This window comes from Brevibacillus sp. NRS-1366 (genome assembly GCF_050467985.1).
On sequence record NZ_JBITPN010000022.1, the window covers coordinates 22,548 to 35,139 of the forward strand.

General features: G+C 48.6%; 10 protein-coding genes and 1 pseudogene. 10 read left to right on the plus strand and 1 reads right to left on the minus strand.

Annotated elements, in window-relative coordinates; genetic code table 11:
• The first annotated feature begins 21 nt into the window (after positions 1 to 21).
• From ACIFQN_RS16710 to ACIFQN_RS16735, 6 genes and pseudogenes are all read left to right on the plus strand, one after another.
• Positions 22 to 1,335 (plus strand): glutamate-1-semialdehyde 2,1-aminomutase, encoded by a 1,314-nt coding sequence (locus ACIFQN_RS16710; RefSeq protein ID WP_429834168.1) that lies wholly within the window; start codon positions 22 to 24, stop codon positions 1,333 to 1,335.
• Positions 1,336 to 1,372: 37 nt separating this feature from the next.
• On the plus strand, positions 1,373 to 2,077 hold the full coding sequence (locus tag ACIFQN_RS16715) for a YggS family pyridoxal phosphate-dependent enzyme (RefSeq protein ID WP_429834169.1): 705 nt from the start codon (positions 1,373 to 1,375) through the stop codon (positions 2,075 to 2,077).
• Between the two features lie 46 nt (positions 2,078 to 2,123).
• On the plus strand, positions 2,124 to 3,281 hold the full coding sequence (locus ACIFQN_RS16720) for a PLP-dependent transferase (protein ID WP_429834900.1): 1,158 nt from the start codon (positions 2,124 to 2,126) through the stop codon (positions 3,279 to 3,281).
• Positions 3,282 to 3,680: 399 nt separating this feature from the next.
• A complete protein-coding gene (serA, locus tag ACIFQN_RS16725) occupies positions 3,681 to 5,303 on the plus strand; it encodes a phosphoglycerate dehydrogenase (protein ID WP_429834170.1) in 1,623 nt (540 codons plus the stop codon).
• Positions 5,300 to 6,024, plus strand: a pseudogene (locus tag ACIFQN_RS16730) (YggS family pyridoxal phosphate-dependent enzyme). Before serA ends, ACIFQN_RS16730 begins: the two are co-directional and overlap by 4 nt.
• Before the next feature lie 20 nt (positions 6,025 to 6,044).
• Positions 6,045 to 7,271: a benzoate/H(+) symporter BenE family transporter gene (locus tag ACIFQN_RS16735; RefSeq protein ID WP_429834901.1), complete on the plus strand. Its 1,227-nt coding sequence runs from the start codon at positions 6,045 to 6,047 to the stop codon at positions 7,269 to 7,271.
• Between the two features lie 230 nt (positions 7,272 to 7,501).
• On the opposite strand, the gene ACIFQN_RS16740 is transcribed toward ACIFQN_RS16735, so the two are convergent.
• Positions 7,502 to 8,938, minus strand: coding sequence for a PLP-dependent aminotransferase family protein (locus ACIFQN_RS16740; RefSeq protein WP_429834171.1), 1,437 nt, complete (start codon positions 8,936 to 8,938; stop codon positions 7,502 to 7,504).
• A gap of 142 nt (positions 8,939 to 9,080) precedes the next feature.
• Between ACIFQN_RS16740 and glyA the strand changes: the two genes are divergently transcribed.
• The 4 genes from glyA (at position 9,081) to ACIFQN_RS16760 (ending at position 12,518) form a co-directional block, all read left to right on the plus strand.
• The gene (glyA, locus tag ACIFQN_RS16745) at positions 9,081 to 10,328 is read left to right on the plus strand and encodes a serine hydroxymethyltransferase (RefSeq protein WP_429834172.1); all 1,248 of its coding nucleotides are present in this window, start codon (positions 9,081 to 9,083) and stop codon (positions 10,326 to 10,328) included.
• A 5-nt stretch (positions 10,329 to 10,333) separates the two neighbouring features.
• Positions 10,334 to 11,419, plus strand: coding sequence for a 3-phosphoserine/phosphohydroxythreonine transaminase (serC, locus tag ACIFQN_RS16750; RefSeq protein WP_429834173.1), 1,086 nt, complete (start codon positions 10,334 to 10,336; stop codon positions 11,417 to 11,419).
• Positions 11,420 to 11,537: 118 nt separating this feature from the next.
• The gene (locus ACIFQN_RS16755; RefSeq protein WP_429834175.1) at positions 11,538 to 11,774 is read left to right on the plus strand and encodes a thioredoxin family protein; all 237 of its coding nucleotides are present in this window, start codon (positions 11,538 to 11,540) and stop codon (positions 11,772 to 11,774) included.
• A 129-nt stretch (positions 11,775 to 11,903) separates the two neighbouring features.
• A complete protein-coding gene (locus tag ACIFQN_RS16760) occupies positions 11,904 to 12,518 on the plus strand; it encodes a MarR family winged helix-turn-helix transcriptional regulator (protein WP_429834176.1) in 615 nt (204 codons plus the stop codon).
• The last annotated feature ends 74 nt before the right edge of the window (positions 12,519 to 12,592 follow it).

The window sequence follows — 12,592 nt, forward strand, 5'->3', positions numbered from 1 at the left end:
TAGAAAGGAATTGAATCTATAATGAATCGTTCTCGTTCTGAACAGCTTTACCAGGAAGCACTTCAGCACATCGCTGGTGGCGTCAACAGCCCTTCTCGTTCATTTAAGGCGGTAGGCGGCGGGGCGCCCGTATTTATGAAGAGGGCAAGAGGCGCTTACTTCTGGGATGAAGACGGCAACCGTTACATCGATTATTTGGCGGCCTTTGGCCCGATCATTACTGGACATGCCCATCCTCACATCACGGCGGCGATCACGCGCGTTGCAGAAAACGGCTTGCTATACGGCACGCCTACCGAACTTGAAATCGAAATGGCTCGAATGCTCAAAGAAGCCATCCCTTCCATGGAAAAGGTTCGTTTCGTCAATTCTGGTACCGAATCGGTCATGACGACGATCCGCATCGCACGCGCTTATACGGGCAGGAGTAAAATTATCAAATTTGCTGGCTGTTACCACGGCCATTCGGATCTTGTACTTGTTGCGGCAGGATCCGGGCCTTCTACACTGGGGATGCCTGACAGTGCAGGCGTGCCGCTCAGTATCGCCCAGGAGGTTATTACTGTTCCGTACAACGATTTGGATGGATTACGTAACGCGTTGGATACATGGGGCGAAAACGTCGCCGCCGTTATAGTCGAGCCGATCGTAGGGAATTTTGGCATGGTCATGCCGAAACCTGGCTTTCTTGAGGGGCTCTGCCAAATGGCGCATGATAACGGTTCGCTTGTCATTTACGACGAAATCATCACCGCTTTTCGCTTTCATTACGGCTCTACCCAAACATTTGCTGGTATTGCCAATCATGAGGTTATCAAACCAGACCTGATCGCGATCGGCAAAATCATCGGCGGCGGGCTGCCGATCGGCGCTTACGGTGGCAGCAAGGAAATCATGGAGCAGATCGCGCCGCTTGGTACGACTTATCAAGCGGGTACAATGGCCGGCAATCCGGCTTCAATCGCAGCCGGCATAGCTTGCCTGGAGGTTCTGCAGGGCGAAGGCGTTTATGAGGAAATGGATCGCCTTGCGGCCAAGCTCGAGGAAGGATTGTTGGCTTCGGCATATCGCTATGACGTGCCGTTGACGATCAACCGCATTCGAGGTTCACTGTCCACCCATTTTTGCGATCATCCGGTCACCAATTATGATGAGGCACAGGATACGGATGGCGAAGCATTTGCCGCTTTTTTTCGGCATATGCTCGATCGCAAGGTCTATCTAGCACCATCGAAATACGAAGCTTGGTTCCTGACGACGGCCCATACGGAACAGGATATCGATGACACGCTTGAGGCGGTCGAAGCCTCCTTCCGCGAAATGGGTAAAAAATAGTGACGACGCAGAAACAACACGGAAGAGGAGTGATCCAATGAATCTTCAAGATCGTCTGTCCATGGTCGAACATCACATCCGCGAAGCTTGCGGGCGATGCGGCAGAAGCGAAGAGGAGATCCAGATCATAGCTGTGACGAAATATACGACGATGAAAACAGTGGAGCAAGTATTGTCGTCTGGTATAGGCCATGTCGGCGAAAGCCGTACGCAGGAAGCTCATTCTAAATGGGAGACCTTCCATCCAAGGGGAACGTGGCATTTTATCGGTCATTTGCAAACCAATAAAGTAAAGGATGTTATCGGTAAATTCGATTATATACATTCATTAGACCGCTTATCCTTAATGAAAGAAATAGAGAAGAAGGCTACTGATTTGAATGTCGTCGTAAATTGTTTTATTCAGGTTAACGTTTCTGGGGAGGAGAGTAAACAAGGACTTTCTCCGGAAGCTTTATTTACATTTGCACAGGAAGTTTCACAGATGAAACAGATTCGAGTCGTGGGGCTGATGACGATGGCCCCGTACGAGCTTAATGCTGAAGCGACTAGACCGGTTTTTAGAGAATTGAAAAGATTACGCGATGAACTTAATGCAAGAGATATTTTTTCCTATCCCGTGAAACATCTTTCCATGGGTATGTCCAATGATTTCGAAGTTGCGATCGAAGAAGGAGCTACCTGGTTGAGGCTTGGATCGGTATTAGTTGGAAAGGAATCGATTCAGGGGAAGGAAGCATGACATGATGAAGGATTGGAATTCATCGTTAGGAGGCACATGAATCATGATGAAAATTGAAAGTCGCTTGGCCCAAATCGGATCACAGAACGATCCTCAGACCGGTGCGATAAGTTTCCCGATCTATCCGTCCACCGAAGTTCAGCACCCCCGCCTTGGACAGAGCACGGGCTTCAATTACTCCAGCTCAAAAAGCCCGACGCGCGCCGTGCTGGAAGCGGCGGCAGCCGATCTGGAAAGCGGGGACGCGGGCTTCGCGACTAGCTCGGGCATGGCCGCGCTGCAGATCGTCCTCTCCTTGTTCAGCATCGGAGATCATTTGCTCGTGTCGCTCGATCTGTACGGGGGAACCTATCGTCTGTTGGAGCAGGTGATGTCCAGGTTCGGCATGAGAGCGACCTATGTCGATACGAAAGATTTGGATGCGCTGGAATCGCACCGCAAGCCGAATACAAAAGCGGTACTTGTTGAGACGCCTACGAACCCATTGATGGTGATTACGGATATTGCCAAGGTGGCGGCTTGGGCGAAGCGTAACAACTTGCTTACGATTGTAGACAATACACTGCTGACACCGTTTTTCCAGCGACCGATCGAGCTTGGCGCGGATATCGTCGTCCACAGCGCAACCAAGTATTTGGGCGGCCATAACGACGTGCTGGCGGGTCTCATCGTGACGAAGGGCGAAAAGCTGTCCGCTGATGTGGCGTTCCTGCACAACTCGATCGGTGCGGTGCTCGCTCCCCAGGATTCCTGGCTGCTGATGCGTGGCATGAAAACGCTGGCGCTGCGGATGGAGCGACACCAGAAGAACGCGACGAAGATCGCAAAATGGCTTAAGGATCATCCTTCCGTGGAAGAGGTTTATTATCCGGCGCTACCGGATCACCCCGGACATGAGATTCAGAAGGCCCAGTCGTCCGGCAATACAGGTATTTTCTCCTTCAGAATGAAGGATGTCTGTACGATCGAGCCGATCCTGCGCCACATTAAACTGATCGCTTTTGCGGAAAGCATGGGAGGCACAGAATCCCTTATGACCTACCCGGCGGTACAGACGCACGCGGACATTCCGGAAGAAATTCGCCGTGCGGTCGGCGTAGACGACCGGCTCCTGCGGTTATGCGTCGGGCTCGAGCATGAGCACGATATTTTGGAGGATTTGCGGCAAGCGATCGAGGCTGCAGAACGGGAAATCAGCGGGTAAAACGGATCGGAGGAAAACGCTGAAATACGATTTCGACAAACGCATCGACCGGACGTGGACTGCGTGAATCTGGCATGTGCGCGTGCTTTGCTGCTGAAGGCGCTGGATAAGTTTGCCGGAGCGATTCAGGAGGAGAACGCAACCCGTTCATAATAAAAATAGACCGCAGGAATCCTGGCGATTCTTGTGGTTTTTTTCTACCTTCAAGACAGGGATGATGGGACTTGAGAATCTACATACACTGTTTTATGGATTGCTTAAATACATCGTTTTTGGATATATAGAAACAAACCATACTTTGATAAACTGACGTTGTGTTTCTCAAACACGCGTGGGTATACAGACTACAAGCCCGCATTTACTATCATACAGTCTTCGCATAGAGAGGGAGGGAAAATCATGTTTAAAGTTTTGGTGTCAGATCCAATTAGCGATTTTGGATTGCAGCAGTTGACTCGTGCTGAAGATGTGGAGGTCGCCAAAATAACGGGGCTGAGCGAAGAGGAGCTCATTTCGGTCATTCATTCCTATGATGCGCTGCTTGTCCGTTCTCAAACGACATTGACTAAGCGCATTATAGAGGCAGGCGTTCGTTTGAAAGTCATCGGTCGGGCAGGAGTTGGGGTGGACAACATTGATCTGGATGCTGCGACAAGCCGAGGGATTGTCGTGGTCAATGCACCCGACGGCAATACGGTCACTACGTGCGAGCATACCTTTGCGATGATGATGTCACTCGCCCGGCATATTCCGCAAGCTTATGCCAAAACCGTTGACGGGCAGTGGGATCGCAAATCATTCCTTGGCGTTGAATTGCGAAACAAGACGCTTGGCGTGCTTGGGCTGGGCCGTATCGGGATCGAATTAGCTAAACGCGCAGCGGCGTTTGGCATGACCGTTATCGGCTACGATCCCTTTTTATCGGAAGAAAGGGCGAGCAATCTGGGGATCAAGCTGGCGACCGTAGATACCATCATCCGTACTGCCGATTTTATAACGGTGCATACGCCGCTAACGAATGAAACGCATCATATGATTGCGAAGCCGCAATTCGATGTCATGAAGCGGGGGATGCGGATCATCAACTGCGCGCGCGGGGGAATTATTGACGAGTCGGCGCTTGTTGAAGCGCTCGATGAAGGGATTGTGGCAGGCGCTGCTTTCGATGTATTTGAGCACGAGCCTCCGTCACCGGATCACCCATTCCTAAGGCATCCGAAAATCATCGTTACTCCGCACTTGGGCGCGTCCACTGTGGAAGCGCAAGAGAATGTCGCTGTTGATGTTTCTGAACAAGTGATTCATATCCTGCGACAGGAACCGTTTAAAAATGCAGTCAATATGCCGGCCTTTCCATCCGACCTGCTCAAACAATTACACCCCTGGTTAACCTTGTGTGAACAACTGGGGAAATCGCTTGTCCAGATAACAGAAGGCGCGATACGAGAAGTTACGGTGGAATGCGCAGGCGAACTTGCAGATCTGGACACTTCGCCACTACTTCCGTATGTGCTCAAGGGGATACTTTCGCATCATCTCAGCACGGAACAGGTCAATATCGTCAATGCCATTCACCTGGCGAAGCTTCGCGACATTCATCTTACGGTACGAAAATCGTTGTTCACCGAGAGCGCGTCCAGCGAGATTACTCTTCGACTAAAGACAACCATCGAGGAGAGATGGGTGACAGGGACATCACTGCCCGGCGTTGGCGGACGTATTGTCCGAATTGGCCCCTATCCGATTGAGCTTCCACCTGAAGGACATGTTTTGTTGATTTCACAGCAGGATAAGCCCGGTATCATTGGACGGCTGGGAACATTGCTTGGAGATAGCGGCATAAATATCGCCATGATGCAAGTGGGGCGAAACGAAGTTGGCGGCTCGGCAGTCATGATCTTAAAAATCGATAAAAAAGCATCAAGGAGCATGATGGAGTCCTTACTCGCGATACCGGAAATCAAGCGCGTGCGGGAAATCTCCTTTGACGAGTGCGGTGTAACAGGAGGGGAGGAGACATGAGCAATTTAGTTGAAGAGAATCGCAGAAGCGTAAGACAGCAGATGGAATTAGCTTGCCAAGCATCGGGCGTAAAACCGAGGACGTGAAATTGTTGCTCGCGACCAAAACCGTAACGCTTGAAAAATTGCAAATAGCGATACAGGCAGGGGAGGCTCTGTTTGGGGAAAACAAAGCCCAGGAGCTTCGGGACAAATTCCCGCTTATGCAGCAATATAACCGGGTGGAATAGCATTTTATCGGGCATTTGCAGACGAATAAGGTGAAGGATGTCGTCAAATTTGTGACATTCATTCTGTGGATCGTTTGAAATTGGGCCAGGCTCTACATCAGCAGCTTGTCAAAGAGAACAAGACGATGGATATTTTGGTGCAAATCAATACGTCCTACGAGGAGAGCAAATTCGGGGCTTCTCCCGAATTCCACTGGAGTTGGTAGAACAAGCGTCCCAGTTCGAAACGTTAAACATAAAGGGTCTAATGACGATTGGGAAGCTGAATGCGACCAACGAGATTGCTTCCGACTGTTGAAATCAATTCAAGCCCAAATTCAGGAAAGGAAATTCTCGCGTGTAGAAATGGATGTTCTTTCGATGGGCATGTCCGGCGATTTCAAGGTAGCCATCGAGGAAGGAGCGACCATCATGCGAGTAGGGACAAAAGTATTCAAAGAGCGTTACTTGCCGGACAGCTATTACTGGAACGAAAATATGCGTCAGGACTAGTAAAGGAAGTGAGAATGAATATGATTACATCAACAACCGCGTTGCGTGGCCGCGATTGGATATCACCGACGATTGCTGCTTTAATCTCTGTCATTGTCAACTATGGTGGTACCTTTATTCTTGTGTTTCAGGCGGCAAAAGTCGCGAGGATAAGTCCCGAAATGACCGCTTCATGGATTTGGTCGATCTCTATTGGCGTGGGTATAACCGGGATCTGGCTAAGTTATCGTTACCGGGAACCAATCATTACAGCCTGGTCAACGCCAGGCGTAGCATTTCTCGTATCGGCTTTAGCCGTCACCCCGTATCCGGAAGCGATTGGCGCTTACATGATCTCGGCGGCAGGCTTTATTGTATTAGGTTTATCTGGCATGTTTGAACGTTTCGTCCGGCTTATTCCGCCCGGCATCACTTCTGGGCTATTGGCAGGCATTTTATTGCAGTTTGGGATTTCAGCCTTTGGAGGAGCGAAACTAGATCCGCTGCTTGTCGTTGTGCTGTTTGTCGGTTATATCGTGCTAAAGCGGTTTACTTCCCGTTACGCTATTGTGGGTATTTTAGTGATCGGTCTGCTTTATTTGCTTCTGACGGGAAAAGCAGATTTCAGCAATGTTCAATTGGCGATTGCATCACCGGTATTTGTCGCTCCCGAGTTCTCGTTACAGGCTTTATTAGGCGTTGCCTTGCCGCTATTTATGATTACGTTAACGGGACAGTATATGCCTGGCATGCTCGTATTGCGCAATGATGGGTTCAAGACAAGTGCGAATCCGATTTTGACCGTAACGGGTTTGGGCTCGCTTCTTACAGCGCCGTTTGGCTCACACGCTTTTAATTTATCTGCGATTTCGGCGGCAATTTGCACCGGAAAAGACACGCATGAAGATGCATCAAAGCGTTATATTGCCGGCATAGCTTGCGGTATTTTCTACACGATTGTCGGTATTTTTGGCGTGACATTGGCTGGGCTATTTTTAATTCTTCCTGCGACCTATATTGCCACGTTAGCAGGACTGGCATTACTTGGCACAATTGGCGGCAGTCTCGCAGGTGCATTAGCGGAGCCAAAGGGACGCGAGACAGCATTGATTACCTTTTTAGCAACAGCCGCAAATGTGACCTTGCTTGGCGTTGGCGGCGCATTTTGGGGACTTGTCGCGGGTTTGGCCTCACATCTATTGATTCATGGCAAGTTTCGCAAGAAGCCATACCAGGCGCGAGGCATACAGCAAATCGAACAAAAATAACAGGAGGCAGCCTTCTGTTATTCGCTCGGCAGGCGGAGTAGCTCGCATCGGACATTATGTAGAAGCTAAAGTGCTGTTCTAGCAGGAGGAACCCACGTCATTCGTTTTATGCCAAGCTTATACGTAACCTGCGATGAGATCGATCAAGCGATTCGCATTCTGGGCAAGGTGCTGAAAGAACGGGATGGCAGCGCAGGCGGAGCTGCCATATAGACATACGTCTGGCAGGGCTACTTGTGCAATAGGATCTCTGCCAGACGTTCAATCCCTTCTTCAATGGCGGCTTCATCCACTTTAGCGAAACCGAGTACCCAGCCTTTTCGCTTGCTTTCTAAACCATACTGGCTAAGCGGATAGATACGGATTCCTCTTTCCAGCGCCAGGTTCGTCACGGTAGCCTCGTCAAACGAGGGCTCAGCTTCAAGCAGCATATGCAGCCCTGTTTCTGCGCCGCTTAGCGTGAATCGTTCGCTCAATCCTGTCGCGACGATGGCTTTCGTCATGGCTGCGTGTCTGCGTCGGTATATATTCCGTACTTTTCTCATATGGCGCATGAAGTGACCGTGTTCAAAAAAATGAGTGAGCGTTAGTTGCTCCATAATTGGAAGATGCCGATAGGTTAATTCATGGACGCGAGCGAGCTGACGAATGGCCTCTTTGGGACCAATGAGGGCAGACATTCGAATACCGGGAGCGATCATTTTGGAAAAGCTCAACATATATAACGTGTTCTGAGGTCGCTGACTGAACAAAGTGGGAAGCGGGTCGCCGCGATAACGAAATTCGCTGTCGTAATCATCCTCAACGATCCAAAACCGCTGATCTGCAGCCAAATGTAAGAGTTGTTGCCTACGAGGCTCCGACATAATCACGCCAACCGCACACTGATGCGACGGCGTAACATACACAAGTCTGGATTCAGGGTGAATGCCGTCAACACTTAGCCCATGCTCATCGACCGGGACAGAAATAACGTTCATTTGCCGGTACTTCATCGCCATCCAGGCAGCAGGAAAGCCAGGATCTTCAACCGAAACGGTTGCTCCTTCAGGCAAAAGGGCTTGGGCGATTAAGTCGAGGCTATGTTGTGCGCCTGAGGTCAACAGAATTTGATCGACGCTCACATGAACGCCTCGTTCAAGCGACAAATAGTGTTGAATCTGTTCTCGCAGCGGTAGGAATCCATAAGGGTCACCGTAGGTCCAACTGTCCAGGTCTGTTTCTGTGGAAGCCTGCAAAAAGGATTGCCGCCAATTTTTTAGAAAGTACTCTTCTAAATACGGTTCATGGGGACTGAAATCGATCTCTGGCTTGCCGTGTTCTTTATTTCCAAACCAGCTATGCAAATGGCCGATTGCGCTGTTTAATAACGGCAATTGTGGCAGAGCGGGTCCTTGGGCTGGAACTTCGTCTGCAGAGTGGGGCTTATACGTCCATTCGCTAACTCTTGTTCCGCCGCGGCGAGAGGTTACGGTGTATCCGCGGCTGAATAGTTCCTCATACACCGCTTGTATCGTTGAACGGGAAACCCCAATCAATTGCGCAAGCTCACGGGAGGGGAGCAGCAATTCGCCAGGCGGCCATTTACCAGTCGTAATATTATGGATCGCTTGGTCAAGCAACTGCTGCCAAATGGGACGTTCATCATCTCTGTTCACTTTGAGCATCCGGCTCACCTCCAAAAGTAAGATGGAAATTATGGATTGTTCAAATACACAGTTTATGGATGGGTATTTATAATCCATTGATTGCTATACTATCATGAAAATCTTTGCGATTGCAACGCGATATATGGAAAGGATGATATTTGTGAAATTATTGGAACAACAGGACAAAACCATTGCAAACGCCATTTGGCAAGAAACTGCGCGGCAACGGAATAAAATTGAGCTAATTGCTTCGGAGAATTTTGTAAGCCGAGCTGTTATGGAAGCAACGGGTACGGTATTGACCAATAAGTATGCCGAAGGATACCCGGGAAGAAGGTACTATGGCGGATGTGAATATGTGGATCGGGTCGAGGAACTGGCTATTGAGCGTGCGAAAACCCTTTTTGGTGCAGAACATGTCAATGTACAGCCTCACTCCGGCGCTCAGGCAAATATGGCGGTTTATCTTGCTTCCGTTGAACCAGGGGATACGATTTTAGGTATGAATCTATCTCATGGCGGCCATCTGACACACGGGAGCCCAGTTAATTTTTCCGGAAGAATCTACAATTTTGTACCTTATGGTGTGGATGAAAAATCGGCACGCATTGACTTTGAACTTGTGCGAAAACTTGCGCTTAAGCACCGTCCGCGTATGATCGTTGCTGGCGCCAGCGCTTATCCGCGAACGATAGATTTTGCGCCGTTTGCTCAAATCGCTGCTGAAGTAGGGGCGCTTTTCTTTGTCGATATGGCGCATATTGCAGGAATTATCGCGGCAGGATTCCATCCTAGCCCAATGCCGCACGCTCACTTTGTTACGACGACAACGCATAAAACGCTGCGAGGTCCAAGAGGCGGTATCATTATGTGCGGCAAGTCTTGGGCGCAAGCGATTGATAAAGCGATCTTTCCCGGAGTCCAGGGAGGTCCTCTTATGCATGCCATTGCGGCAAAAGCGGTTGCGTTCGGCGAAGCGTTACAACCAGAATTCAAATCTTATATTGAAGGAGTGCTGGATAACGCAAAAGTATTGGCCGAGGCGTTATTAAATGAAGGGTTGACCGTTGTATCGGGAGGGACCGACAATCATATTCTATTGCTTGACCTGCGCCCGATCGGATTAACCGGGAAAGAAGCTGAAAGGATACTTGATGAAGTCGGGATAACAGCAAATAAAAATGCGATTCCTCATGATACAGCAAGCCCGCTTGTGACGAGCGGCATTCGCTTCGGGACTCCAGCAATGACAACAAGAGGATTGGGACCCCAAGAAATGAAAGAAATTGCTCGGCTGATTGGAATTGCACTTAAAAATCCCGAGAGTTCAGTCGCCAAGGAGCAAATACGAAGAAGTGTGCAGGAAATCACGTCTCAATTCCCTTTATATGAAGGACTACAGGAGTGATAGCTATGGCTAATACCTATAATTTTAATGCCGGTCCGGGAGCTTTGCCGGCGGAAGTATTGCAGGAAGCACGAGAAGAACTGCGAAATTATCAAGGGATTGGCGCATCCATTCTGGAAATTTCCCATCGAAGCAAAGCATACGAAGTCATCCATCATGAAGCGCAACAGTTAATTAAAGAGCTGATGGGTCTCTCTTCAGATTATGAGGTTTTATTTCTTCACGGAGGGGCAAGCCTGCAATTTTCGATGGTGCCGATCAACTTTTTGACAGAAGGAAAAATAGCGGGGTATATACACTGTGGGACATGGTCGGGAAAGGCGTGGCAAGAAGCGCAGAAAATAGGGAAGACCCTCTTGTTGGCAAGCGGGGAGAAAGCAGGCTTTAAACAAATGCCTGATCTAAGTCATTTGAATATTCCGAAGGATATGGCGTATGTCCATCTCATATCTAACGAAACGGTTGACGGCATCCAATGCCAGAGCTTCCCTGATACAGGGCATGTTCCCTTAGTAGTGGATATGTCTAGCGATATTTTTTCCCGTCCCATTGAACCATCTCAATTTTCATTAATATATGCAGGCGCTCAGAAAAATCTGGGACCTGCGGGTGTTACGATTGTCATTGTACGTCGCCCTTTGCTAGAGTGCATTCCTGAAACAATCCCCGATATATTAAGTTATCGCACACATGTCAACCATCATTCGCTCTACAATACACCGCCCGTTTTTTCTGTGTATATGGTGAACCTTGTGCTTAGGTGGATTGTGAATCAGGGCGGCGTAAAAGGGATGTCTGTCCGCAACCAGCAGAAAGCGGATCTGCTTTATCATGTGCTCGACAACAGCGGCGGATTTTATAAAGGATTGGCTTATAAGGACAGCAGATCCATGATGAACGTTACCTTCCGTACTTCCAGTCCGGAAATGGAGAATAAGTTGCTTGTTGAACTGGAGCAGGAAGGGTTCATGGGACTGAAAGGCCATCGGGATGCAGGACATTTGCGTGCTTCTATTTATAATGCGGTTCCTTATGAGCATTGCAAAGCTTTAGCGGATTTTTGGTCTGATTTCCAAAAGAGGAACGGCTGAATAACCATTACATTTACCTATGATAACGAAAGGCAATTTGAAATTGATGATGCCCATATTCACTCCTATAATTAAATTAAGTAGCAAAGCTACATTAAAAATGAAGGAGTGAATTTCAATGGTACAAGCAGTTTTTTATCATGCAGGTTGTCCAGTATGTGTAGATGCAGAGCATGTGGTGGTTGATTATCTTGACAAATTAAAGATTACTACAGAAATTGTGCATCTCGGTACAGCACAAAACCGGATCGAAGAAGCAGAGAAGGCGGGTGTTAAATCCGTTCCAGCCGTGGTGATTGACGGACGAGTGTATCATATCAATTTCGGTGCTAGTCTCGAAGATTTAAAAGGTTAAATCCCGCAAAGAAGGTGCCTATTAGGCACCTTCTTTTGTCAACACATTTCATTGAATCTGCTTTTATCCGAATTGCTTTGCATGTAATATATAAGAGAGCATCTAGCAATATGGAAGGAACGAAATGCAATGATATTTGATCCTCAGCATCGAAAGGATAATCGCTCAGCGCGCATCGGCATGGCTTTGTTCCGAATGTCCCAGGCAATCAAAAAAGTGACGCAAGCCGAGAGCGATACCTTGGGATTATCCCCTGTACAAATCCAAGCACTGCTGTTCGCTGCTCACACACGAAGTGATGTGGCTACGGTAGGCAACTTCGCCAATACAATCGGTACGACTCATGTAACAGCCGTGAAAATACTCAATGGCTTAGTAAGAAGAGGATTGATCAATAAATCACAAAAAGCCGAAGATCGTCGAGTCACCTTACTCTCTTTAACTTCAATGGGAAGGGAGGTCGTTAACAAGCTCGACAATTGGGGGCATCTGCTGGAAGAAGCGCTTCAGCCAATTTCAGAGGAATTGCTGACGCATTTCGAGACAGGGCTTGGCTCTATTATTTCTACCCTGCAAAAGAAGGGGTATCTCGTAGTTTCGGAGCCCTGTATAGGTTGCATTCATTATCTTCCGAATGCTGGCGATAAAGTAGCGCCTCATTATTGCAAGCTGATCCAAAAATATCTTACCCACGAAGCCACACTCCAAGAATGCCCCGAACATACTTCCTCATTCAAAGTCTAGAATCGCTGTGGAGAAACGTCATCCTCGCATCTGACTTTATTTCCTTCTTCTTTTTCATAGGTAAATCCTATCGT

Excerpts from the sequence above, each read along its gene's own strand:
- ACIFQN_RS16715 (WP_429834169.1), top strand. The coding sequence starts at position 1,373 with ATGAATCTTCAAGATCGTCTGTCCATGGTCGAACATCACATCCGCGAA.
- serA (WP_429834170.1), top strand. The coding sequence starts at position 3,681 with ATGTTTAAAGTTTTGGTGTCAGATCCAATTAGCGATTTTGGATTGCAG.
- ACIFQN_RS16755 (WP_429834175.1), top strand. The coding sequence starts at position 11,538 with ATGGTACAAGCAGTTTTTTATCATGCAGGTTGTCCAGTATGTGTAGAT.
- ACIFQN_RS16735 (WP_429834901.1), top strand. The coding sequence starts at position 6,045 with ATGATTACATCAACAACCGCGTTGCGTGGCCGCGATTGGATATCACCG.
- ACIFQN_RS16760 (WP_429834176.1), top strand. The coding sequence starts at position 11,904 with ATGATATTTGATCCTCAGCATCGAAAGGATAATCGCTCAGCGCGCATC.
- ACIFQN_RS16740 (WP_429834171.1), bottom strand. The coding sequence starts at position 8,938 with ATGCTCAAAGTGAACAGAGATGATGAACGTCCCATTTGGCAGCAGTTG.
- ACIFQN_RS16720 (WP_429834900.1), top strand. The coding sequence starts at position 2,124 with ATGAAAATTGAAAGTCGCTTGGCCCAAATCGGATCACAGAACGATCCT.
- ACIFQN_RS16710 (WP_429834168.1), top strand. The coding sequence starts at position 22 with ATGAATCGTTCTCGTTCTGAACAGCTTTACCAGGAAGCACTTCAGCAC.
- serC (WP_429834173.1), top strand. The coding sequence starts at position 10,334 with ATGGCTAATACCTATAATTTTAATGCCGGTCCGGGAGCTTTGCCGGCG.